The 26,098-nt window shown below is 44.7% G+C and carries 16 protein-coding genes and 3 pseudogenes; 15 read left to right on the top strand and 4 right to left on the bottom strand.

Features of this window, described 5'->3' with window-relative positions; genetic code table 11:
- The first annotated feature begins 71 nt into the window (after positions 1-71).
- The 8 genes and pseudogenes from AC50X8_RS08055 to AC50X8_RS08020 all read left to right on the top strand — a co-directional run.
- On the top strand, positions 72-2,468 hold the full coding sequence (locus AC50X8_RS08055; RefSeq protein WP_494879242.1) for an alpha-L-rhamnosidase-related protein: 2,397 nt from the start codon (positions 72-74) through the stop codon (positions 2,466-2,468).
- Between the two features lie 120 nt (positions 2,469-2,588).
- Entirely contained in the window at positions 2,589-4,313 is a 1,725-nt protein-coding gene (locus tag AC50X8_RS08050) for a DUF5605 domain-containing protein (protein ID WP_494879241.1), read from the top strand.
- Positions 4,314-4,394: 81 nt separating this feature from the next.
- Positions 4,395-5,966, top strand: a complete 1,572-nt coding sequence (locus AC50X8_RS08045; protein ID WP_494879240.1) for a glycoside hydrolase family 43 protein — start codon at positions 4,395-4,397, stop codon at positions 5,964-5,966.
- The gene (locus tag AC50X8_RS08040) at positions 5,963-8,635 is read left to right on the top strand and encodes a glycoside hydrolase family 78 protein (RefSeq protein ID WP_494879239.1); all 2,673 of its coding nucleotides are present in this window, start codon (positions 5,963-5,965) and stop codon (positions 8,633-8,635) included. The genes AC50X8_RS08045 and AC50X8_RS08040 overlap by 4 nt, the downstream gene beginning before the upstream one ends.
- 118 nt (positions 8,636-8,753) lie before the next feature.
- The gene (locus AC50X8_RS08035) at positions 8,754-10,256 is read left to right on the top strand and encodes a DUF5060 domain-containing protein (protein ID WP_494879238.1); all 1,503 of its coding nucleotides are present in this window, start codon (positions 8,754-8,756) and stop codon (positions 10,254-10,256) included.
- 65 nt (positions 10,257-10,321) lie between these two features.
- A complete protein-coding gene (locus tag AC50X8_RS08030; protein WP_494879237.1) occupies positions 10,322-12,652 on the top strand; it encodes an alpha-L-rhamnosidase-related protein in 2,331 nt (776 codons plus the stop codon).
- A gap of 374 nt (positions 12,653-13,026) precedes the next feature.
- Positions 13,027-13,290 (top strand): annotated as a pseudogene (locus tag AC50X8_RS08025) (glycoside hydrolase family 2 TIM barrel-domain containing protein); the annotation flags it as partial.
- 189 nt (positions 13,291-13,479) lie between these two features.
- Positions 13,480-14,190: pseudogene (locus AC50X8_RS08020) on the top strand (beta-galactosidase small subunit-related protein); the annotation flags it as partial.
- 216 nt (positions 14,191-14,406) lie between these two features.
- Here AC50X8_RS08020 and AC50X8_RS08015 read toward each other — a convergent pair.
- The 4 genes from AC50X8_RS08015 to AC50X8_RS08000 form a co-directional block, all read right to left on the bottom strand.
- A complete protein-coding gene (locus tag AC50X8_RS08015) occupies positions 14,407-14,589 on the bottom strand; it encodes a hypothetical protein (protein ID WP_494879236.1) in 183 nt (60 codons plus the stop codon).
- An 82-nt stretch (positions 14,590-14,671) separates the two neighbouring features.
- Positions 14,672-15,727 (bottom strand): NAD(P)/FAD-dependent oxidoreductase, encoded by a 1,056-nt coding sequence (locus AC50X8_RS08010; RefSeq protein WP_494879235.1) that lies wholly within the window; start codon positions 15,725-15,727, stop codon positions 14,672-14,674.
- A gap of 149 nt (positions 15,728-15,876) precedes the next feature.
- A complete protein-coding gene (locus AC50X8_RS08005) occupies positions 15,877-16,863 on the bottom strand; it encodes an SDR family NAD(P)-dependent oxidoreductase (protein ID WP_494879234.1) in 987 nt (328 codons plus the stop codon).
- 113 nt (positions 16,864-16,976) lie between these two features.
- Positions 16,977-17,690 carry a helix-turn-helix domain-containing protein gene (locus AC50X8_RS08000; protein WP_494879233.1) on the bottom strand — a complete coding sequence of 238 codons (714 nt, stop codon included), beginning with the start codon at positions 17,688-17,690 and terminating at the stop codon, positions 16,977-16,979.
- A 515-nt stretch (positions 17,691-18,205) separates the two neighbouring features.
- On the opposite strand from AC50X8_RS08000, the pseudogene AC50X8_RS07995 reads away from it, so the two are divergent.
- The 7 genes and pseudogenes from AC50X8_RS07995 to AC50X8_RS07965 all read left to right on the top strand — a co-directional run.
- Positions 18,206-18,658: pseudogene (locus AC50X8_RS07995) on the top strand (cytochrome P450); the annotation flags it as partial.
- Between the two features lie 435 nt (positions 18,659-19,093).
- Entirely contained in the window at positions 19,094-19,558 is a 465-nt protein-coding gene (locus AC50X8_RS07990) for an HNH endonuclease (protein ID WP_494879232.1), read from the top strand.
- Between the two features lie 996 nt (positions 19,559-20,554).
- Positions 20,555-22,189 (top strand): ATP-dependent nuclease, encoded by a 1,635-nt coding sequence (locus AC50X8_RS07985; RefSeq protein WP_494879231.1) that lies wholly within the window; start codon positions 20,555-20,557, stop codon positions 22,187-22,189.
- A 5-nt stretch (positions 22,190-22,194) separates the two neighbouring features.
- On the top strand, positions 22,195-23,319 hold the full coding sequence (locus tag AC50X8_RS07980; RefSeq protein ID WP_494879230.1) for a UvrD-helicase domain-containing protein: 1,125 nt from the start codon (positions 22,195-22,197) through the stop codon (positions 23,317-23,319).
- A 764-nt stretch (positions 23,320-24,083) separates the two neighbouring features.
- Positions 24,084-24,239, top strand: coding sequence for a helix-turn-helix domain-containing protein (locus AC50X8_RS07975; protein ID WP_494879229.1), 156 nt, complete (start codon positions 24,084-24,086; stop codon positions 24,237-24,239).
- A gap of 127 nt (positions 24,240-24,366) precedes the next feature.
- Positions 24,367-24,612: a 3'-5' exonuclease gene (locus AC50X8_RS07970; protein ID WP_494879329.1), complete on the top strand. Its 246-nt coding sequence runs from the start codon at positions 24,367-24,369 to the stop codon at positions 24,610-24,612.
- A 446-nt stretch (positions 24,613-25,058) separates the two neighbouring features.
- Positions 25,059-26,033, top strand: a complete 975-nt coding sequence (locus AC50X8_RS07965) for a tyrosine-type recombinase/integrase (RefSeq protein ID WP_494879228.1) — start codon at positions 25,059-25,061, stop codon at positions 26,031-26,033.
- The last annotated feature ends 65 nt before the right edge of the window (positions 26,034-26,098 follow it).

The following is a 26,098-nucleotide window of genomic DNA, read 5'->3' as shown; positions in this document are numbered from 1 at the left end:
ATTGTTTTTTATCGAACTGCGTTCGATTCGCGGGAATGATTCATTTTGCAGACAATAGAGGAGGAAGTTAAATGGAAGAAAATCGTATATGGGATGCCAGATGGATCTGGCATCAAAGTTATCCCTGGACATCGGATCCGGGAGCTCACGAAATGGTGTGGTTCCGGCGTGAATTTGACGTCGATGATCCGCATTTTGCACGACTCGTCGTCGACATTTCCGCAGACAGCCGATATCGCTTGTTTCTCAACGGCGAATCGGTCTCGGTTGGACCATGCAAGGGCGACCGATCGACGCATTATTATGAGACGGTTGATCTGAGTGATCGTTTACTTGCAGGGACGAACGTGTTGGCGGTTCAGGTACTTCACTTCGCCCCTTCTGGTCCTCATTTGTTAGGCGTCAGCGGACCGCTTTCGATTCATCGCGCAGTCAGCGGTGCTATGCTTCTTGAGGGAGTACTGGTTGAACAAAATGGACGTTCTCAAGTGTTGCATACCGACGAGAATTGGCTGTGCAAAAAAATGCCGGGCTTCAAGCTTGTGCCGAGTCCGATCATATTCTTTCTCGGCGGGTTCGAACATACCGACGGAAGAGAGTTAGACCATGGCTGGGAGCTACCGGGATTCATCGGTCAAGGCTGGTCGAAGGCAGTAATTGTCTGTGAGACAGGCGATACATTCGGACAACTGACACCTTGGCAACTGTCGCCGCGCCCTATCCCTCCGATGCGGGAGGAACCTGCTTCGTTCCGTGGCATTACGAAAGCGGATGATCGTACTGCCATCCCTGGCTACGAGGCTATGTTGAGAGACGGAGGGACAAAAACTGTAAGAGTGGAAGCGGGTAAATCTATTTGGTTGGAGCTGGATGCCGGCGAATTGGTGACCGGATACGTGACGCTGAAACTGAGAGGGGGCTGCGAGAGCCGAATTAAGCTCCTTTATGCGGAATGTTATGAGGAAGCATCATCTACGCTCCACCACCGAGTCAAAGGCATTCGTGATGATGCGGAACATGGGATTCTCATTGGGGAAGCGGATTATTATACGGTAGCGGGCGTAGGGATTGAGGAAAATACAGAGAGCTACGAGCCATTCGACTTCCGCACCTTCAGGTATATCCGGCTTGAAGCTGAGGCGATAGACGAGCCGCTTGAGATCGTGCTGCTATCCTACCGGGACACGGGTTACCCCCTACATGTTCAAACTGCCTTCACTTGCTCCGATCCGGATTATAATGCGTTATGGGAATTGTCTTTGAATACGCTTCGGCGCTGCATGCATGAAACCTACGAGGATTGCCCGTATTACGAGCAACTGCAATACACGATGGATACGCGTCTGCAAATGATGTTTACTTATGCGGTCAGTGCGGACGACCGGCTGGCTCGACGCACGTTGTTTGATTACCATAGCTCAGCACTGCCTTCGGGTATGCTGCAGAGCCGCTATCCATCCGAGTACAGGCAGGTCATCCCGTCCTTCTCTTTATATTGGATTCATATGCTCTATGAGCACTTTTTGCATTTTGGAGACCGCGAGTTGATCCGCAGATATGTACCGTCAGTGACAGGTGTACTGGATTGGTTCCGGAGAATGTTGACGCCAGAAGGGCTTGTCGCTCCTACGCCGAGCGCGTACTGGGCTTATTTTGACTGGTGCAAAGATTGGGAGAATGGAACGCCTCCAGCGCATGCTAAAGGCCCGCTCGCCCTTCTGAGTCAAATGTTCGCCGCAGCACTTCAAACCGCTTCTCAAATCTATGAAGCTGTTGGTTGGAAGGATGCTGCAAGTGAAGCGAATGCCGATGCAAATGCTGTGAACGAAGTGCTGCTTCGGCTTTGCTGGAGACCGGAACACGGGTTGTTCGCGGATGGACCAGAATCGGAGGATTTTAGTCAACATGCTCAGGTCTGGGGAGTCCTGTGCGGCGCAGTGCAAGGAGAAGATGCTGTTCGTTTGCTGGAACGAACGATCGATTCACAGGCTGGGCATATGGAGCAGCTATCGGTGCCAGCTTCTTATGAATTGTTCCGCATGTTGTCACGCCACGGGCTATACGCCAAAGCATCCCATGTGATTGACCGCTGGAAAGCCTTTCTGCATGTGCATTTAACGACGCTGCCGGAGGTAACGGATGACAATCATCCTCGCAGCGATTGCCACGCTTGGAGCGCGCTGCCGCTATCGGAGTTTACGGGCGAGATTCTAGGGGTTCGACCTGGTGCTCCAGGATATTCGGAGATCATCGTGGCCCCTAAGCTATTGCAGCTGAGTTGGGCGAAAGGCAGGGTTGCTACCCGACATGGGGTTGTTGAAGTTGAGTGGACGCTGGATGAGAAGTCGGTATTCCAATTGTCAGGCAGGGGGCCGGAAGGAATCCCGCTCACAGTCATGCTGCCAGGCGGCAAGCAGATTGACTTCCGGAATGGTGGGCAATTCAAAGCGTCAGCCAAGATGGTGTAATCATGCAATCTCAACCTGATTATAAGTGGTTTTTATGCAGATATAGCCATAGATTTTAAGTAATGTCTAAGCTATTCGGGTGGAAGAACACTAGAAAAAACATAGGAGGCATATGGACTGATGAAAATTTCAAAAAACACAAAAATCGGAAACATTTGGGCGAACGAATATGGACGTTCGGTTATTCGCAAATATACGCCGGATATTGAACAGGAATCTCTATTTATTATCGTCCAAGCGAGTACATTGGAGGAATACGCATTTAATAAACTGAAACATCCAAATCCAAGTGAATGGCTTAACTATATTATCCAGGAATTAGAGGGTGTTGATCTTTCGAGGAAGTGGGAGCAAGAAAGCATTCTTCCTCTCGATTACGAAGATGCTTCGGCAGTAATTGGCAGTGCCTCCTGTTCTGCATCAGATGTTGCTGAAAAGTGGTCGGTTTTTGAAATTGAACTTCATGGTCCGAAGCAGGGGAATCCCTATATGGATGTTGAACTTGGAGCTCAATTCATAAACGGCGAACAATCCGTGAACATACATGGGTTCTATGATGGTGATGGTATCTATCGGATCCGATTTATGCCACGTGCAGAGGGTGAATGGGTCTACCGAACAACTAGCAACTGCCCAACACTGAAAGATATTAAGGGGCGGTTTACGTGCACAGTTCCCCAAGAGGGGAATCATGGGCCTGTTCGAGTTACGGATACTTTTCACTTTGCCTACGAAGACGGAACCCGCTATTTGCCTTTCGGTACCACTTGTTATGTATGGACTCATCAAACGGAGGAACTGGAAGAACAGACGTTATCGACGCTCGCCCAATCAGCTTTTAATAAAATCAGAATGTGCGTCTTTCCGAAGTCTTTCATATATAACGAGAATGAACCTCTCCGTTACCCATTTCCGGGTTCAACTGAAGAGGGCTGGGACTTTACTCAGTTTAATCCTGAATATTTTCGACATCTGGAACGCCGGATCGCCGATTTGGGTCGGCTCGGGATTGAGGCGGATTTAATTTTGTTCCATCCTTATGATCGATGGGGCTTTGCTACAATGCCTCCATCTGTCGATAAGCGTTATCTCAAATACATTACGGCAAGATTGTCAGCTTTCCGGAATATCTGGTGGTCGCTTGCCAATGAACATGAATTGCTGTGGGATAAGCCGGATGAGGATTGGGAGCGTTTCGGTCAAATCGTAACTGAGAACGATCCATATGGACATTTACTATCCATCCACAACTTTGTTAATGTTTTTGATCAATCAAGGCCATGGATTACCCATTGCAGTCTCCAAAAGTCAGAAACCGAGCGTTCGGCGGAATGGAGAAAACAATGGAACAAGCCCATCGTCATCGACGAGTGTGCGTATGAAGGCAACATAAGTCCTTTTTGGGGCAACATTACCGGCGAGGATATGGTCAGAAGATTTTGGGAAGCGGCGCTACGAGGAGGATACGCTGGCCATGGGGAAACTTACTTCGATCCTTCGGATATTCTCTGGTGGTCGAAAGGCGGTCAATTGCACGGTTCCAGTCCAGAGAGAATCAAATTTTTGAAGCAGGTAATGGAACAAGCACCTTCCGGCGTTCTTAATCCACTTTGGACAGAGTTTGAATTTGTAGCCGGCGTTACGGATGAGTTTTATCTATATTATTTCAGCGCCAGACAACCCTGTTATTTTGACTTTATGATGAAACCTGACCTTTCGTACAAAGCAGAAATTATTGATACATGGCATAGCACGATTGAGGAAATCGAAGGGAGTTTTGAAGGGGATTTTCAAATCAAGCTCCCGGGCAAACCCTATATCGCAGTTCGGCTTACACGGATATAAATCGTCGTTCAGCTAATCGGTTGGGAATTTCTCTTCAATCTGGATCATTCATCAGTTAATAGGAAAGGAGATAAGACTGAAATGTTATTGAATGAGGAGGCTTACACCAACCCAATCATTCCAGGTTTTTATCCAGATCCGAGCCTATGTAGGGTAGGGGCCGATTTTTATTTAGTCACCAGTTCTTTTCAATATTTTCCCGGAGTCCCGATTTTCCAGAGCCGGGATCTCGTCCATTGGGAACAGATTGGGCACTGCCTGACTCGGGAGAAGCAGTTGGATCTTGAGGAATGTAGAAGCTCGATGGGGATTTACGCACCGACCCTTCGCTATCATCAAGGGCGGTTCTACATGATTACGACGAATATGAAGCGGTACGAGAATTATTATGTCTGGTCCGAGAAGCCGGAGGGACCTTGGTCCGATCCGGTCTGGCTTGATTGGCCAGGTATTGACCCATCCCTGTTTTTCGATGAGGATGGCCGCGTGTACATTTCAGGTACCAATAGTTTTCAGAAGCCAGAGGTTCTAGGAATTTACCAAGCGGAGATCGACATTGAAACCGGAAAGCTCTTAACTGAACGGCGGTTAATCTGGGAGGGAACTGGTGCTACAGCACCTGAGGGACCTCACATGTACCGGATCCAGGAGAAGTATTACCTCATGATTGCCGAGGGTGGGACCGAGTACGGGCATATGGTGACCATTGCGCGCGCCGACTCGCCGTACGGACCATTCGAAAGCAATCCCAATAACCCAATTCTAAGCCATCGGAGTTCACCAGAAACGATTCAAGCGACTGGCCACGCTGACCTCGTCGAGCTTGAGGATGGCAGCTGGTGGGCGGTATTCTTGGGCATTCGTCCGGTATCGGTTCCTTTTGTGGGTAGGCATCACCACTTGGGCAGAGAGACTTTTCTGGCTCCGGTTACATGGTCTGCCGAAGGGTGGCCCGTAATTGGAGAGAACGGTAAGGTAGCGGAAGAGATGCCTGTTGGAACGCTCCGTTTAGAAGGTGGGGCACCGCTGAACGTTTATGATGGGTTTGACGACAAACAGCTTCAGCATTGTTGGAACTTCCTGCGGAATCCGCAGGCTGGAGATTGGTCTCTTGAAGAACGGCCGGGCTGGCTCACGCTGCATGGTTCATCGGTCACCTTAAACGATGTCGCCTCGCCGGCTTTTGTCGGCAGGAGGCAGCAACATTTTAATTGCACCGTTTCAACGTTGCTCAGCTTTGACCCGGTACGTGAAGGCGACGAAGCCGGTCTTACCGTCTACATGAACGAGAGTTTCCATTATGAGATTGCCATAACTTATGATTCTGAAAGGGGTCGTAAAATCATTTTTCGGCGCCGAATTAATTCGTTATGGAAGGTCGAGCTTGAGACCGCAGTAGAAAGCTCGGAAGTCATATTGGGGTTGGAAGCCGATCCGACAAGTTATTCCTTCTTCTACGATGAACCGAACAAGGAGCGAGTACCGTTCGGTACTGGCGAATGCGCTTTATTATCCACTGAAGTAGCGGGCGGTTTCACAGGCGTGTATATCGGAATGTATGCAACGGGCAATGGCCAGCCTTGTTCGGTTCCCGCCGCTTTCGATTGGTTCGAATATAGATGTAATGACCAAAAGGAGCGATTTTCAAGATGAGCTATTTCACAGTTACGAACCTTCGGGTGAATTATAGAAAAAATCCATTGGGAATTGACGATATTCATCCCCGGATTAGTTGGGAGTTTATCTCGCAGAAGAGAGGTTTTGTCCAGTCCGCCTATCAAATCGAGGTAGCGAATCAGGGCGACTTTACATCGGCATTAGTATGGGATTCGGGAAAGGTAGATTCGGATCGTAACGTTCATATCGAATATGCCGGTCCTACCTTGAATTCTCGTACGCGCTACTATTTCAGAGTTCGCGTATGGAGCAATCAAGGAAGCGTATCGGAGTGGAGCGAGCCTTCGTACTGGGAGACGGCTATGTTGACTTCTGGAGAATGGCAGGCCAGCTGGATTACGGCATCTGCACCGTCTCAAGATACGGATCAAGAACCGTGTAACTACTTGCGCTCGGACTTCACACTATCGCACGAGATCGTTTCCGCACGGCTATACGCTACTTCGCTGGGGTTTTACCGGCTGTTCGTTAACGGTGTGCCTGCCGATGATACGTTGTTTAACCCCGGTTTTACAAGCTATACGAAACGCCTTCAATATCAAACCTATGATGTAACCGCGTTGATCTCTCAGGGCGTAAACACCATTGGCTGCATGCTAGGGAACGGATGGTACAAAGGATATTTGGCGTGGGAAGGCCAGAAGGAGTTTTTTGGGACAAGCCGTGCGGCTCTGATTCAGCTGCATGTGACGTTGTCCGACGGATCGGAGCGCGTCATCGTGTCGGATGGAAGCTGGCGCGTATCGACGGGACCGCTGCTCTACTCGGAGGTCTATCATGGAGAGACCTATGATGCCAGACTTGCAATCGATGGCTGGTCTTCGCATGGCTTCGACGATCAGGCATGGCCGAATGCGGCTATTCATCAGACACCTAGTGCTGCGCTTGTCGCCCAAGAGAATGAGCCCTCTAAAGTGACAGAGTTGCTGAAGCCCCTAGCGGTAATCACGACACCTCAAGGAGAGACGGTGCTCGACATGGGTCAAAACATGGTTGGGTGGGTCAGATTTACCGTGAATGCCGAAGTCGGGAGCGTGATTACGCTGCAGCACGCAGAGGTGCTTGACCGGGACGGGAACTTTTATACCGGCAATCTTCGTTCCGCGAAGCAGACGGTTACCTATATTTGCAGGGGAGGCGGAGAGGAAACGTATGAACCGTATTTCTCCTTTCAGGGTTTCCGCTATATCAAAGTAACGGGAGTACCCAAAGAGCAGCTTATGGAGCATTTCGTTAGCTGTGTCATTCATACGGATCTAGAGCCAACGGGAAGCTTTGCGTGCTCAGATGAGCTTGTCAACAAACTCCAGCAGAATATCGTTTGGGGCCAACGGGGAAATTTCCTCGATATTCCAACAGATTGTCCACAGCGCGACGAAAGGTTGGGATGGACGGGAGACGCACAAGTCTTCATCCGTACGGCCGCCTATAACATGAACGTCGTCCCGTTCTTCGAGAAGTGGCTGAAGGATTTGGCGGCGGATCAAGAACCGGACGGCAAAGTGCCGCATGTCATTCCTGATATCCCGGCGGCAGGCTACGGTTCTTCCGCTTGGGGAGATGCAGCCGTTATTTGTCCGTGGACGCTGTATGAGTGCTATGGAGATACGCGCGTGCTGGAAACCCAATATCCGAGCATGAAGGCTTGGGTGGAGTATATGCGGGGGGAAGGTGACAATGAGTATTTGTGGAACACGGGCTTCCACTTCGGTGACTGGCTTGGTTTGGACGCCAAAGAGAACAGCTACACCGGCGCGACGCCGAAGGATTTGATCGCCACTGCCTTCTTCGCGTATTCGACCGGTCTGCTAGCTAAAGCCGCCGCCGTAATCGGTAAAGTTGAAGAAGCCGAAGAATATAGCGTCTTGCACGAGCGGATCGTATCGGCATTCAGGAAGGAATTTGTGACGCCAAGCGGTCGGGTCGCATCTCCGACGCAAACTGCGTACGTGCTCGCTCTGATGTTCGATCTGCTGGAGGAGAAAGACCGGCCTCGTACCGCAAGCATGCTTGCAGAGCACATTGAAGAGAGCGGAACACATCTTACGACCGGGTTTGTAGGCACACCTTATCTAAACCTGGTGCTCTCACGGTTTGGTTATACTGATCTGGCTTACCGTCTCCTGATGCAGCAGGAATATCCGTCGTGGCTATTCTCTGTTGTTCAGGGAGCAACAACGATTTGGGAGCATTGGGACGGCATTAAGCAGGACGGGACGTTCTGGAGCGACGATATGAACTCCTATAACCATTACGCTTATGGCGCCATCGGGGATTGGCTGTATCGAATCGTTGGCGGAATCGACCTGGTCGAGCCGGGCTACAAGAAAATACGAATTCAGCCGAGATTTGGCGAACCGATGACTTGGGCAGACGCCTCATATGAATCAATTCAAGGTACTATCGCCGTAACATGGAGGCGGGAGCAGAGCGGTTCATTCGAGATGAAGGTGACGATTCCGCCGAATACGACAGCCGAGGTGCTCCTTCCGGTAAGCGACTACAGCTGGATTGCAGAGAGCGGGCAGAGGCTGGAGCAGATTGCGGGCTTGCTCGGCGTTGAAGAAGCCGAAGAAGGCATTATGCTTGCGATTGGCTCCGGGAGCTACCGATTTACGATTGATAGGGCTGACGGTCTGGGTTAGAGCTTTGCTACGTCCGTGTAGCCATTCATGAGCATGAGATTCAGGCAGAAATGATGACGAATGATGGCATGTTAACACGTTACGATACGTGAAAAAATATGTTAAAGAGGTGATTGCGATGCATTATTCACAAAAAATCGAACGCTGGTCGATTTTCGAGATCGAGCTGCAAGCTTCGGTGAGTTTTATCCATCCTTTTCAAGACGTAAGGCTACAGGCTTCTTTAAAGAAGAATGGCAAGCGTTCCAAAGTTTCAGGGTTCTATGACGGTGGATCAACGTGGAAAATTCGTTTCATGCCAGAGGAAGAGGGGGAATACACCTTCCAACTTGTGTCCAATTACGAGGAGTTCAGCGGGTTAACGGGCACCTTCGAATGCACCCCGGCGCTACAAGGCAATCACGGACCTGTCAGGGTGAAGGGAAAGCATTTTACCTATGCCGATGGAACACCATTTTTTGTAATGGGCACAACTGCTTACGCTTGGACTTACAGGCCAGAGGAGATTCGGAAACAAACGTTGGCGTCTTTCTCGAAATATGGGTTCAATAAAATTCGAATGCTTGTATTTCCGAAGTATTACGGTGGCGGTGCTGATGATGACTTCCAAGTTTCGGAAGTTCCTCCTGTTTTCCCGTTTGCAGGCTCACCGAATGCATTTGATTTTCAGACGTTGCTCCCGGCTTATTTTCAAAACTTTGAGGACCGCGTAATGGAGCTGCTGAAACTCGGAATCGAGGCGGATGTCATCTTGTTCCATCCCTACGATTGTTGGGGCATTGATAAGGGAATGTTGCAAGAAGACGACCTTTTGTATGTGAAATATATGATTGCGAGACTTTCTGCTTACCGGAACGTATGGTGGTCCCTCGCGAATGAATACGACATCATGGAAACCGAGGATGGGAAGTTCTGCGTTGGTATGGACCGGAAGGATTGGGACCTGTTGGGGTCGTTCGTTAAGGTCAACGATCCGCATGGTCACCCCATTTCCAATCATAATATTCCGTTAGGCATCGTGTACCCGAATCGGGATTGGATGACCCATGTTTCGTATCAGCACCCGGATACTTATGCCTTAATGCTTGAATTGAAGAATACGTACAATAAGCCCGTCATTAACGACGAGTATCAATATGAAGGCAACATCAGGCACGAGTGGGGCAATAGTGATGCGAAGACAACCGTTCTCCGGCATTGGCTCTCGGCTATGGCAGGCGGGTATGCCTCACATGGCGAGGTATTTAAGCTCAAGGAGAATGATACGGACCTGTTTTGGTCATATGGAGGGACGTTAATAGGAGAAAGCGCTACCCGGTTAACGTTCATGAAGCAAATTCTTGAGACTTGCTCTTACCAGGAAATGGAGAGAGATCTACGAAATACGGAAGGACACCATTATTTCGGCCTGCATCAAGGAATCGACGAATATTTACTCTTCTGCCGCTACGATATGCCAGGAAAGAACTTTTGGTATGGGCCGTATGACGGAACAGAACCGGAGTATGAAGCCACTGTGTACGATGTATGGAATTGTGAAGTAGTAGAGAAGAAAACGATCAAGAAGGGATATCTCTTTCCGCTCCGGGAATGGACGGCAATACACTTGAAGAGAATGTAATCGTTTATTCCGGTATTTTCTGGGCTTTGAAGGCTGGTAGGAAGATGAAGTTGAGGGGGAAGAGGATGAACCGGTTTGAGAAAGCAGTGCCGATATGGCCTGTTGGACGAGAAAAAGAAATGAATTTGACCGTTGGGTTCCGTACGATCCTTAGCGGGACCTGCGAAACCGAGGTAGAACTGCGAATCGCGGCTTCCACGATCTATCGCGTTTTCGTAAATGGGCGCTTTGTTGGGCATGGCCCTGCACGTGGACCTCACGGGTTTTATCGTGTTGACGAATGGAAGCTATCCCGGTTTTTGATCGAGGAACACAATGTAGTCGCGGTCGAGGTGAATGGCGCGAATGTGAATAGTTATTACGTTCTGGATCAACCCTCTTTTCTGCAAGCCGAAATGCAAGCAGGAGGCGACATCCTCGCATCAACGCATGACCTAGAGGGGGAATTTGAAGCCATCGTGCTGCAGCATCGCGTTCAAAAGGTGCAGCGGTACAGCTATCAGCGGACCTTTATAGAATATTACCAAATGGACGCCAAGACCGACGAATGGAAGCTCGACCCCAATGCTAGTGTTGAGATTGTAGCCTGCCAAGCTGCTGAACAGAAAGCGCTAATTGGCAGAGGGGTGTCTTACCCCGTTTTTCGAGTGCAGTGTCCGAGCAGTGTATTGTTCAATGGTGAATTAATCCCGTTTAAGCCTGAAACCTTCCTGAGACCTGGACATTTGAAGGAAATTGGTTCAGATTTACGTGGCTACAAGCAGGAAGAACTAGAATTAGTGCTGAGCGACCGCATTCAAGAGTTCAGGTCGGTAAACAGACAGCCTGTCAACGAAGCATACGGCTTGACGACGAACAAATATGAACCTTGCACATACCGTATGTACGATTGGGGCGTAAATCGAACCGGGTTTGTTCGGCTGAAGGTGCGCTGCGAAACCGAAACGATTGTGTATGCTTTATTCGACGAGATCCTACGCGATGATCAAGAGATCGACCCGCTGTTCGCTCAGTGCGTCAATGCCATAGGATTCGAGTTGCAGCCCGGAGAGTATGAGCTGGAAACGATGGAGTCTTATACGTTTCGGTATTTGAAGCTCATGGTGACGAAAGGCAACTGCGAATTGGAAGAGATCAGCTTGCGCGAGCTAACGAATCCGGATACGAAGCAAGCCTCTTTTCGTTCGGGCAACGATGCGTTAAACACCATTTTTGAAGCTGCGCGAGAGACATTCATTCAGAATGCAACGGATATATATATGGATTGCCCATCGAGAGAACGAGCCGGTTGGTTATGCGATAGCTATTTTACGGCACGAGTCGAGCATTGGTTGACAGGCGCCTCGCGCGTAGAAACGAATTTTGTCGAAAACTTCCTGTTACCTGACTCCTTCATCGGAATTCCTTCCGGTATGCTTCCGATGTGTTATCCGGCTGATCTGGACTGGCAGCCTTTTGGCAACATACCGAATTGGGGCTTTTGGTTTGTACTGGAATTGGAGGAGTATCTGCAACGGACGCATCATATTGAATGGAAGAATAGGATAAGAACCAGAATTTACGACTATCTGGCCTATTTCAAATCATTCGAGAACGAATTCGGCTTACTGGAACGATTGGAAGGCTGGGTTTTCGTGGAGTGGTCCAAAGCCAACGATTTTGTACAGGACGTGAATTACCCGATCAACATGTTGTACGCAGGCGCTCTGGCTGCGGCGGGGCGAATGTTCGGCGATGATAGACTCTTGAGCAAGGCGGAGCAGATCCGAACGGCGATTCGCGGGCAGTCGTTTAACGGCACGTTTTTTGCCGACCATGCGATACGCGTCGATGGAGCGCTGCAAGTATGCGAAGAGATGACAGAGTCTTGCCAATATTACGCCTTGTACTTCGGGATCGCGACACCAGAGTCGCACGCAGAGCTGTGGTCTGTTTTGTTGAACAAATTCGGTCCTGCGCGCGACGTATCGGTAACGTACCCGGATGTACATCCAGCCAACGCGTTCATTGGCAATTACTTGCGTCTCGATCTCCTTTCACGCCACGGGGAAGCCCCACGGTTGATGCAAGAGATCGAAGGCTATTTTCTGTATATGGCTGAACAAACAGGCACGCTTTGGGAGCATAAAGATACGAGTGCCAGCATGAATCATGGTTTTGCGTCACATGTTGTACATTGGCTATATAAAGACGCGCTTGGCATCGAAAGCGTGGATCCTGTAAGGCGTCTGATTACGGTTCAGCCTCGGCGAAGCGGGATAGATGTGTGCGAAGGTGAGATTCCCTTGCCTGAAGGCGGGACAGCCCGGATAGCATGGAGGATTGAAGAGAACATCATAATGATGCAGGCTGATACGGATTCGGGTTATACCATCGAGGTACTCGAAACAGAGTAACATTTACAATAGAGGACAATCAAGAATCCAAAGCACCATTTATTCCCTTTTGTTTAGTGGATTAAATGGTGTGTTTGGTTTATATGAATTTTAATGTACAGTTTGCGTTTACCCAGGATGAGAGCCAGGCATATGAACCTTCGTAAGCTATTCACCTATATGTTCTGCTAAGATATTCCGAAGGGACGCATTCATAACTCAAACGAACGTTTTTTTGGTGGCCGGGTGGGAGAATACAAATATGATGATAGGGATAAAATTGTAGAAGTTACTGTACAGAAGGCAAGAGGAGTTTAGCGGTCTGTTTTGATGAAGTAAGCGAATAATTCAGCACTCTCTGGAAAAGGAGAATAAACTAAACACGTTTCCAGGGAGGGTTTATTTGGGGTTTTCAGGATAAAGCGCTTGTTAAGTATGATGAAGCTGGAAATAAAAAATATGTCTATGGTGGTGGATTTCAAGAAGATGTCATTGATTCCGCTCCAGAAATGTGCCTGAATGGTATTGTATTTCCAGATTTAACGATGAAACCGTCTACCAATGAAATCAAATATGTACAGTCTCCTGTTAAGATAGAATATATTGCGCTTCCTAATAATTTCACTGGGGCCAAAGGGTATCGAATGTCTAACGCTTGAAGAATCCGTCCCTCAACTGCATGCTGGAGATATTGAAAAAGATAGTTTGACTTATGAAGAAACGGAACAACAAATTATTATCCGAAATGAAACTACCGAAGTTGTCTTTTCGAAGGAAACGGCAGAGTTCATCTCGGTAAGATACAAGAATGTTGATTATTTCTCGGGGGGGGAGCGAACAATTTTTATCGTCCGCCAACAGGAATTGACTCTGGCATTCATCTGAGTTCTGCTAATTATGCAGACGAGTGGAGTGCTCTTGGGCTGGGCTCCAATCAAAAGGAAATCAAGGATATTAGGGTATCTGCAGCTACTACTTCCGTAATCATCCAAGTTCATTGTGTATATCATGGATGCATTGAAGCAAAAGCAAACTATGCTGTCGGTGGTAAGGGCATCGACATCACGAATACGGTTGTGAACAAGGCTAAAATTGAAACCATTCCGAGAGTTGGCCTAAGCTTTAAATTCACAAATGCGTGGAGAAATATTAAGTGGTATGGACGCGGCCCTTGGGATAATTATGCAGACCGTAAAACGTCAGCTCTCGTCGGAATATACGAAAGCTCCGTCGAACAGCAACATGTGCCTTATATTGTTCCAGTTGAATGCGGCGGTAAGGAAGATGTCCGTTATTTATATGTATCCACGGAAGACAATCGCCAAATAAAAGTTTCGGCAGAAGGTCATTTCCATTTTGATATTCATTATTACAGCATAGAACAGTACGACAAGGCATCCTATGAAGACGAACTTGGGACGTCAGATGCTATATATCTGAATATTGACTATAAGCATGCAGGACTAGGCGGGGACACTGGCTGGCACAAAAACATTCACGACGAGTATAAAATTGGAAAGGGGATCTATTTTTACAAGATAACTTTAGAGTTCACGTAGTTTTTCAATATATGAGCTAAGACTGGCTTTGAAAAATACAAAGCGGTATGAGACATAGCGAGTTCTCTTTGTTGTAATGGGGTTATGGTGACTACTTTTTACCACAAGGAGCGCGCTTTGTCTCTATTCTTTTTGACTATACAGTTTATTGGAAGCGAATCTGCTCATTTATAGATTTATATTGACACTATGGGTGCCTTTTGCGAAGCTTAGCGATTAGCTTGTAGGCTTTTTCAACCCGCTACTTGCCGTCGTGGCAGAAAGTTGGATAGCTATAACGATGGTCATCGCAACACTACTACATCTATGGATAAAAGAGCCAATCTCCGCAAGTATTCCTGCAATAGCTATAGGTTGTCTGGCATTAACCGTTACTTTCTTAAATTTATGATTAATCATATTCTTTAAACGAAAATAAGCAGTTGCTACAGCAACTACTTATCATGTCGCTTAATGGATAAACGGTTCGTTCGAATGCCTATTATCCGAAGTGGCGGCGGCTCTTCCACAGAACTCCGCTCTTCAGCATGCGCGGAATACGACCCATGAACGAGGTGCTGCCCATGACGGCAAAGCCGGACTTCTTGCCGAGGGAGCCAACTGTTCCTTTAAGTTGAATGCGAGGCAGCTTAATGGCGTGGTTCCCCCAGCGGGCATGAAGCACCTGAGCGACCTGGTGCGCTTGCGCCTGAGCCAACTGCCCGCTCGGGGAGAAGGGCTGGCTTGAGCAGTCGCCGATGACGTATACGTCAGGAGCGTCAGGTAGCTCGTGGAATTCGTTAACGATAAGGCTGCCCTGCTTGTCCTTCGGAAGGTCGATATCCTGAATGAGCTTCACGGGCTGAATGCCGGCCGTCCAGACGGAGACGTCGCTCAGAATCTCCTTGTTGCCGTTATAGATAACCCCGTCTTCAATTCTTGATATATGAATTCCGGATCGCAGCTCGACTTGGTGTTCCGCAAACCAGGCGGAGACGTACTTCTGGAGCTTCGTCGGGAACGCGGACATAAAGTTACTGCGGTCCAGAATACGAATGTTCAAGTCCGGTCGGCTCTCGCGAAGCTCGGAAGCGACTTCGACGCCGCTTAGACCACCACCCACGATGGATACTTGTCCATAGGGACGAATGTCGTTTAGCAACTGATAGGTTCTGCGGGTCAAGGAGAGAGACTGCACGCTGGTCGTGAATTCGGCAGCGCCGGCAATTCCATGAAAGTTGTCCGTACAGCCGAGAGAGATGATAAGGGAGTCGTAGAAGAGAGGATCGTGGTTAAACAGATGGACCGCTTTATTCTCGAATGAAATGGCGGTTACTTCTCCGTATACGATCTGAAGCTGATAGTGGGATGGGAAGGATACTCGAATATCCAACTCGGACACGGTGCCGGCTGCAAGCGCGTAATACTCCGTCTTGAGCGCGCCGAACGGCATCCTATCCACCAAGGTGACTTTGACGTTTGGGGGGATATTGCACAGAAGCTCCTGAACGGCCGTCAAGCCGCCATATCCTCCGCCAAGAACGATGATGTTCTTCACTTTTTCACTTCTCCTTTAATTAGTTATTGCAACATGTCTCTTTACAAGGGTTAAGGAGAGGCAGCTTTACTTATTACGAATCCAGTTTCTAGTCTATAAAAAATAGACAGCATGATCGCTGTCTATTCATTTCTAGAAGGAAACGATCATCACCAGGAAGTCGTTTTAACGATAGAAACATAGTCGTTCAATAGAGTTTTTGGAACTGTATCGATTAACTCATCTACCGTCCACGGCCCCTCTTGTTTCTTGATCGTGTTTGCCTGTTGAGGTTCAGTATATAAGGTTACGCGGGCATCGCCAGTTACTGAAAATACAGCGCCATTTATATAGGCGGCTTCTTCGGTAGCTAAGTAGGCTAAAAATGGAGCCATGTTTTCAGCCGGTCCGTGAGCAGCCTCCACCGCTTTCATCTTTTCTGGATCTATCTGAATGGTTTCACCCAATTGCTCTTCGATTTTTTTCTTCGCGATTGCGAAGTGAAGAACATGACCTGGAGAATCCGCTTGCGGACAAATGGTATTTACTGTGATACCAAATGCCGTCAACTCCTTGGCAGCCGCCTTACTTACGCCGACAAGACCCGCATTGCCAGCACTGTACGCAGCAAGTCCGGGAATTCCTGTCCATGCATCGGAAGCAACGTTAATAATTCTTCCAAACTTCTGCTCTATCATGAACGGTATTGCGTGTTTCATTGTGTTATAAGAGCCCTTAAGTTTGGGAACCGTCTGATAATCCCAATCCTCTTCAGAGGTATCCAATAGGTTACCGGATCCTAAACCAGCGGCGTTATTAATTAAAATATCAACTCTTCCCCAGGCATCGATTGCCGTCTGTATGAGCTTACCTGCCGTTTCATAATCCGCGACATTTCCATAGAAGGGAATGGCTTCACCGCCCATAGCGATAATCTCGTTAGCCGTCTTCTCCGCGTCACCACTCAAAGCTGCATGTTTTGCCTTTGCTTCTTCATCCAAAATACTCATATCGACAACTTCTCTTTGAGTGCTTGGTTTGCGGTTATTTGTGATGACTTTCGCTCCTTCTCGCGCAAGTACAAGAGCGATGCCTCTGCCGATTCCTTGTCCTGAACCTGTAACAATTGCAACTTTACCGACTAAACTCTTTCCCATTTGTCATCCCATCTTCCCTAAGGTGATATTTGATACACAATAAGGATACAAAATGGGGGATGAAAACGTTAGTACATTAATGTATTCCTGTCACATTCGTGCTATTTTTTATTTCACGAAATCGTTTCTCTGATACGATACTGACTAGGTGTTTCACCTGTTTCTTTACGGAAACTCTTGGTAAAATGACTTTGCGAGCAATACCCCAATCGTTCCCCGATTTCCATTATGGCCAAGTCCGATTCGCAAAGCAGTTTTTTGGCTTCCTTTATTTTCAGCTTGCGAATGTAGTCCGAGACGGTTTCGCCAGTTTCTCTCTTAAAGGCATGGGCTAGATGGCTTTTACTTATCCGAAGTGAATGAGCTAATTCGCTAACAGATAACGGTTCATAGAGGCGTTCGGCTATGAATTTACGGCATTTACATACAATTGGAGAGAAAGAATTTATTTCTCGAGAGCGAGCAACGTTGCTCGCAAAGTCGAGGAATAAATGACGATAAATCTCGTACATGTTATAGACCGAAACCGTGCTAATGGCGCTCTTGGTATGTTTCTTGTATATCGCCGTTGCGGATATCCATGATAATCCCCCCTCTAATGCGGCACGTACGACCTGTGGTGCGATGTATTGAAATACCATTCGAGCAAAGTTCAAATCATCCCCGACAAGTAGACGATTCAACTCAGGAAACGTAGAACTCTGCACTACATTTAATATTTCATTAGCATCCCCTCGATTAACCCTTTTCAGCAATTCGGTTAGCATTGCATTTCCCTTGTTCTTGACAAGAGCCTCTTGAAACTCCAAGTCTAGTTGTTCATTCATAGTATTTTTCCTTTCTTTCAAATATCTATTATAGAAGACCTTGCCTCAGCGTGGCTATTCGAATCAAATAACTCCCCTTATTCTGCAGTATGGATGATGTCAACCTCAGGCCATTCTTTTATGTTAATTTTATCTGACCCTGCGAAATTATCAACATCCCATGTATGTTTTCCTATGGACCATCATGTATTATCCTGTCCATCTGGACTTTAACTTCCTCTTCGGAGGGGGAGGTACCGGAGAACTTCTGTTTAAACTTACATTATACGCCGTTGTTTGCTTGATCGTCGTCTTGGGTCTGCAGTACAACAGGAAGGAAGAGGCCCCGGCGATGGGCGCGGCTCCAGTGGCTCAGTCTGCTCAATAAGCAAGGTGTCAGAATCTTATGAAACAACCGACTTTCCTCGGAATCTGCGCAGCACAGGCTCCGAGGATTTTGTTGCACGAATGTGGGTTTTCATGACTAATATAAACGGTTAGTTCAGTAAGGTTCTAGGGAAATATACCATCCAAGATCTCTCAGATATTGCGACCACTATTCGCAGCTAAGAGATGACTTGTCACTTGTACCGAATGCAGTTGAAGAGATGCTTCGATATCGCTTCCAAATCTCCAAACGCCATCGGACTGTCAAACAGGACAATGATATTTTAGGAGTTGAACTGAAGAAAGGAGATGTGGTCATTGCATGGATGAGCGCGGCTAATGTGGATGAAGCGATTTTCGAGAATCCGTTCGAACTGAATATTCTCCGCAAAAACAACAAGAAGAATCTGACCTTTGGTATCGGTCCTCACTTTTGTCTGGGGGCACCATTAGCCCGCTTGGAAATTAATCTGGCTTTAACGGCATTCCTACAGCGCTTTTCAAGCATTAAACCTGTCGATGGTTTTGATCTGGAGAAGAATTTAGCAACTTCAGCTCCCGGCCAATCCCTAACGCATCTTCCTGTACAGGTTATTCAATAAAAAGGAGAACAAAATGATTGAGAGCTTGCCGCAAATGGGCGGGCAGCTCTCTGCGTTGTATCGTCCATCGTCGTGATAAGTTCCGGGCGCATGAGCATAGTGTTGAGACATTCCTCAATTCGACCATTGAGATCCGAACCCCTTGGGAGATATCTGCGTTTATTGGCAGGGGTTACATTCAAAATGTACAGTTAAAGCGGTCCGTCCTTGGTAACATTGAAGAATTAGAAGTAGAAAGCTTCTTATCATTCTGGTCATACATCAAACTCACTGGCAATCGTAATTTCTTATCTATCTGTATTAATTAGCGAAAGAGATGAGCTAAACAAGGAAACTGAAGATGATGAATTTGTATTAACAGATGAAACCTAAGATCGGTTCATATCGGAATTGACTTCTTTTAGAGTTGAAGCTATAGTACTCCCTCATGTGAAAGTGAGTGAGAAAGATATGAGAGCTGGGGGAAAGCTAAAATTTGTTAACCTTTGGGATACTCCCTTCACAGAATCTTTAAAGAACCTAGTGCAAGATCGTGATGGAAATAAATGTGTAGTATATGAGGCTGAAACGGATTTACATTTACATCACAAAATTCCGCGCAACCTCGGGGGAGTCCATCACAAAGATAATTTAGTCACGCTATGTGCTTCCTGCCATGGTGTTATAGAGACTGCAGACATCCGAAAAGCTTTTATTAAATGCCTTTCTAATTTCAGGAAAAATCGTGCTATTCGATCAATAAACCCTGATCTTTCTGTAAATAAAGCCATTTTGAGAAGAGAGATTAAACAAAGACTGGACATTTTGTTGGAACAGCTTACTCCAAGAAATCATGATCTGTCCAATGAAGTTATTGAGATCATTACTAGATTTGAGGAGCTATTCCAAAACTCTAAATAGTCACTAATGTTGCGAAATTCAGAAAAACAGGTGCTCAATCACTTCAATGAAGTCAGCCGTATCTACATCAAGGAATGGGACATGATTTCGCCCTTGCTGTTTTCATAACTTTTAACAAATGACGGTAGCTCCGAACAATAACACAGAGCACTACCTAAAAAGGTGCGAGAGCATAATGGAATGAAAGGTTTGATACAGCATTGAAGGCTGAGATGCCCATGCCAAGAATTATCTACACAGGACAACTTCCCAAAGAGACGGTTCACTTGCCAGGAACTGGTGGCATTTATTCCACGGCGGAAGGTTTGGCTCGCTTCCCCATCACATGACTCTAACAGAATATATAGATGAAGAGATGAGGAAAGCTGTAGATAACTGTCGTGTGAAAAGACATTATCTCATTAATTGCCGCGTAAACAGCGGCTTATTTTGTTTTATGGGATAAAGTTCTTGTCATTTCCATTTGACATGAAATTTTACTCAATCCCTAAGTCATATTGGTGGTACAGAAAAACAAAGGAAACCTTGAAGTGAGTTACAGTGAATAGGTCTATTTCACTACTATGTAGCAGGAAAATGTCATACCTTGACGAATGTTTACTGTAGGAAGACACTAGGGTTGGAGGAAGTTTATGGATAAGAAAGATCGATGTTTCTGCGGAAGCGGGAAAGCTTCGAAAATTGTCATCGTGTCACTATAGATAGTCGAGTGGCGCTTCTGTTTATGTTATATGAGCAAGTTGAGCACAGTTGAATCGTACTTCACTTAAAAAGGCAGCAACTATAAAGTAAGTTACAAGGGAGTTTCGGTAAGGCGCATGGATAGCTAATCTTCTTTAGATGAAGTCGGATCAATATTACTTAAATAAAGTTGGACAACATCGCAACTTAAAATTAAAAGATAATGGAAATTTACCTGCAGACCAGTACGAAGCCGAGCTAATGTTAGGTGTATCTCATCTAGTATCTAGAAAGACTGAGTGGGGGAATTAACAAATGAAAATTAAAAAGGTGAAAATCCAGAACTTTAAGAGCTTTTATGGAGAGTTCGTCTTAGAACTTAGTGGTGGAATGAATATCCTAGTAGGGAATAATGAGGCTGGGAAAAGTACTATTCTAGAAGCAATCCACTTAGCACTAACTGGGCTTCTTAATGGCAGACAAATTAAAAATGAGCTAACACAGTATTATTTCAACAATACAGTTGTGAGTGAATACTTAACAAAATTGGAGCAAAGACAAAGTCATGAGTTACCATACATATTGATTGAAGTATATTTGAGTGGTGATGATATATCATTGTTTGAAGGTAATGGTAATAGCGATCGGGCAAAGGAAAGCGGAATTTCACTTAAAGTTTGTTTCGATGAAAAGTATCAAGCAGAATATGAACAGTTAGTTAGTAAAGGTGATGTGAAGACATTACCCATTGAATATTACGATTTGGTTTGGTCTACATTTGCCAGGGATATAATAACGCCTAAAAGCATTCCACTAAAGTCTGCCATGATTGATTCATCAAGTAATCGATACCAGAATGGATCTGATGTTTATATTTCCAGAATTGTTCGGAATAACTTGGAGCCCGATGATATAGTGGATATTTCCCAAGCGCATAGAAAAATGCGAGATAATTTCATGGATTCAGAGTCAATACAAGCTATTAATGCAAAAATTCAAGAAACCGCCGTTCTAACTGGAAAGAAAGTTAAACTTTCTGTTGAGCTACTTTCTAAGAATGCTTGGGAAAACAGCTTAGTGACGTATCTTGATGACGTACCTTTCCACTTCGTTGGAAAAGGCGAGCAATGCATTGTTAAAACTGAGTTGGCATTAAGTCATAGGAGAACAAGAGAAGCTGCAGTCATCTTAGTTGAAGAACCAGAAAACCACCTATCATATACTAAATTAAATCAATTCATAAATAAAATAGCGGAGAATCAGCAAGATAAACAAATAATTATTTCTACTCATAGTAGTTTCGTAGCTAATAAATTGGGGTTAGACAATTTGATCCTATTAAACGACAAGAAGGCAATAAAACTGAATGATCTAAAATCCAATACAAAAAGTTATTTTCAGAAGGTCGCTGGTTATGATACCCTTCGATTGATTCTTTGTAAGAAGGCTATTTTAGTTGAGGGAGATTCCGATGAGCTGGTAGTCCAGAAAGCTTATATGAACACTAATGAGGGCAAACTGCCACTTCATGACGAAATCGATGTCATCTCGGTAGGAACCTCTTTCTTACGATTCCTTGAGATTGCTGTATTGCTTAATAAACCTGTAACAGTTGTTACAGATAATGATGGTGATGTTGAAGCAGTCTCTAGGAAATATAGTGACTATCTAGGCGATAACAATGTACGCATTAAGATTTGTTATGACCAAACAGTTGATGAAGGTGACTTGCTTATTGGGAAAAACCCATTTAATTATAATACATTGGAACCAAAAATGCTGAAGGCTAATGAGTTGAGCACATTCAATACGATTTTTGGCACAGAATACGCACATATTGATGAGATGCATAAATATATGAAGTCTCATAAAACTGAGTGTGCATTGAAAATTTTTGAAACTACTGAAACTGTGGTATTCCCTGGATACATCGCAGAGGCAATTAGGTGATCAATATGAAAACCAATAAACTGGTTATAGCTGCAGCAGGTTCTGGAAAGACAACATTTCTTGTAAATGAAGCATTAAGACAACTTGAGGGAAATGTACTTATTACAACTTATACTCAAGCGAACGAAGCCGAGATCCGTAAGAAGTTTATTGAATTGAATGGGTGCGTTCCGTCACATGTCACCATTCAGACTTGGTTTTCTACTCTGTTACAACATGGAATTAGACCTTATCAAGGTGGGTTATATGATGAAGCTATTAGAGGAATGTTTCTAGTAAATGAATCTTCAGCATTTAGATTTACTGATCAGAGGACAGGTAGAAAGGTTTACTTTGGTGAAGGCGCTCACTTTAAACATCACTACTTTACAAGTGACTCTAAAGTATATTCGGATAAAATTTCGAAATTAGTTATCAGATGTAACGAATCAAGCGAAGGTGCTGTTATTAAGAGATTATGCAGTATCTATCCGCATATCTTTATCGATGAAATTCAAGATTTGGCAGGATATGATTTAGACATTGTAAAGTTACTTTTGATGAGCGATTCTAGCATACTATTCGTAGGTGATCCTCGTCAGGTAACATATCTTACTCATATTGAAAGAAAATATGACCGTTATAAAGAAGGACGTATTAAAGAGTTTATTCAATCAGAGTGCAGTAAAATAGTATGTGATATTGATGAAGAATCGTTAAATGTATCTTATAGAAACAATGCTTTGATTTGTACATATTCTTCAAAGCTATTTCCTCAGTATACGCCTAGCCAATCAAACCAACATGAAGAAACGGGACATGATGGCATTTTTCTTGTAAAAAAACAAGACGTAGAGCAGTATCTACAAAGATATAACCCAGTTCAATTAAGAGATAGCATTAGACAGACAGTAAATAAAAATTACAAGTGCATTAATTTTGGTGAGTCTAAGGGTCTTACTTTGGAAAGGATATTAATATATCCAACTCAACCCTTTATTAGATGGATTAAGAATAACACTTTTGACTTAGCTTCTACGAGTCGTTCAAAACTGTATGTTGCTTTAACTAGAGCGAAGTTCAGTGTAGGGATCGTTTATGACTATGACCAAGCTACTGTTCTTGAAGGACTTAATCACTATGTAATCTAAAGATGTCAAAGAGAAGATTTAGAATACTATTAACCTGGCAAATATCAAGTTTCTCTCTTAGGCTACATTTCTCCATTAGAAATTGTTTCTGTCTGTCAATAATTTTGAGTAAACACTCCGTTAATGAATATCGTTCAATTCATCAATCTCCTGCTCTTCATCTGGGACATAATTAAGCTCCAAGCGTTTTGAGACCTTTTGAAGCCGAATATCAAAGAGTTCATTCACTTGTTGACTAAGCAGATCCGCACACTAAAGAAGAACCAAGAGAGCCCCGTTGTTGTCAAGTTGCTTCCGCCGACGGAGGTGTGCTGAAAGGTGAATGCTAAAGAGGGAGTTCTGAAAGAGCAACCTGAAAGCATAGCTGCAAATGGCCGCTACCATGGTTGGTTTGCCGACTGCACCGATCCGGAAGAACAAATAGCCTCACGGCCACAGTTTCGCTGTCGTATCAGTCTACTACTATATTTTCTTACAGTGGAACGATAGCTTCACCTGGTACAACTAATTTGGAGTATTCATTATGCCTTGACAGGTGTTTCTTGCTAGAGCAGGAGTTGTTAGAAAGTCAGGGGAGTATCCATGGATTCACGATCAATAGCTGCTATGGATGATTATATTAAGGATCATGACGATAGCTGCGAGTTTACGCTCCAGCATATGGCTGAACACTTTGGCATGGCGCTGCCAAATTTAAGTCAACTTTTTAAAGATAGACCTTACTGGAGTATACGACCTTCCTGAGAATGGAGAAAGCCAAGTAGATGCTGGCGACAACCCTATTGCAATTAAAAGCAGTTTCCGAAAAAGTCAGCTATTACAATACATCAAGCTTTATACGACGCTTCAAGCAAATAACGGGAGCTACGCCTGGTGAATTTCGCTCAAGCCAGCCTAAGTCTAAACTGGATTCAGGTTAGAAAAAAGGCAGCAATAATCAGAGCCCTCACTTGAAAAATGAGAGTGTTTTCTGATGCGCATATAATGCTCGTATAAAAGAACGAGTACCTTAACCAATATCAAGAAAAAGTAGGCTGCCATCGAACAATTCACCAAGCTAAAGGTAGTGAGTTTAAGAATGTTTTAGCCGTTGTTACACCCAAACCAAAAACCAATTCTGATGAAAAGAGAGATTTAAGTTTTTTGCTAAGTCCTGATATAGAGAATGAAGATTATAGAGTTTATTATGTAGCGGCAAGTCGAGCTCAAGAAAATCTTTATTTTTGTGTACCTAGTTTATCAGCAACTGTTGCCAGCAGGTTGGATGAGGATTGTGAAATAAAGTATTTATAACAACAACCATTAAAGGGTAAGTATTGTTTGACATGCGGTTCACTATGGGCATTGGGCGTATCAACATGCAATGAATGCCTTGTCTGTTGGTGCTCATGTGATGTAACAACTGTAATAATCAGATTCCCTCGGGGTATCGTTTTATTACAGTTGTTGTTACGATCTATTGTTTCGTTTAAGCGCTTATGCTGCCGGATAAAAATATTTAATCTCTCAAAAACTTTTGAAAATGACCGATATGAAATAAAACTTATTTATTTGTTGAAAACCATGCAAGAGCCTGTCGTTTAAATTTTGCAGATTTCTTTTTTATAAATTAGTCACTATGAACTTATTTGGGGGCATAAAAGAAGAACTGACTACAGTGCATAAGAAAAATATTTTACTTCACAAAATAACCGTTTCGTGAAGTATTTTCATCTGATAAAATAGAAAAGGGTGATATGATGGAAAACTATCCTTTGGATGACTTAATCGACGTATTTACGATCTATCTTGAAGTAAATAAAAACTACGCTTTAGGAACTGTTCAGGCCTACAATACTACTATGGTTAAACTGTCTTGTTGGCTTCAAGAAACACGTAGTATTTTATACATAAAGGATATAACTGCGAACGACCTTCAATTGTTCTTAGGAACTCTACGACATCCTCAAAAAATTGACAAGAGTACCAAGAATCATCCTAAAGCCGGCAAAGTATTTGAGGCTACAACTCGAGCCAGAATCATATCTGCAATTAAACATTTTTTTAAATGGGCAATAAAACAACAGTATATCCAATATGATGTTTCACAATATATTGAGAATCCTAAGATGCCTGAACGCTTACCCAAAAGTGTAACGTTACAAGATGCAATGAAATTAGAAGATATGTCTGGGAAACGCAAGTTTAAAGAAAGAGATCATCTAATAACTGTATTATTTCTTTTATTGGGGCTCAGGGTTTCTGAACTAGTCAATATTAATCTCCACCAAATTAATCAAGATGAAGGAACAATCATTATCATTGGTAAAGGTAATAAAGAAAGGAAGTTGGCAATAACTCCAAAGATTTTAAAATGTCTTGATTTATATATGTTAAAAAGGAAGGAAGTTCTTCAGCATCGAAACAATTTGGCTGAAGACGCGTTATTTATTTCCTTAAAACGAGGGCAACGACTTACTAGAAGAGCAATTGAGCTTATTATTGAAGAAATTGCACGTGATGCTGGAGTAAAAGCAAATAATTTAAAGGTCACACCTCATAAGCTAAGGCATACTTGTGCTACCGTATTATATAATGATGGTGAAGGAGCAGATCTTTTAGTAATAGCGGATTTATTAGGCCATGCAGACCCTAAAACTACAACTATTTACACCAAGGTAAGCACCGAGAAATTGAGAAATATCATTATTTCAAATCCATTAGAAACTACATAATGAACGGGACAGTACTAACATATATCAATTCTCAATTTTGGTGTCCGTGACACAAACTTATTCTA

Source organism: Paenibacillus sp. JT22N15, assembly GCF_059383755.1.
The sequence above is the reverse complement of the archived record's forward strand: the minus strand, read 5'-3'. Positions and strand labels throughout refer to the sequence as shown.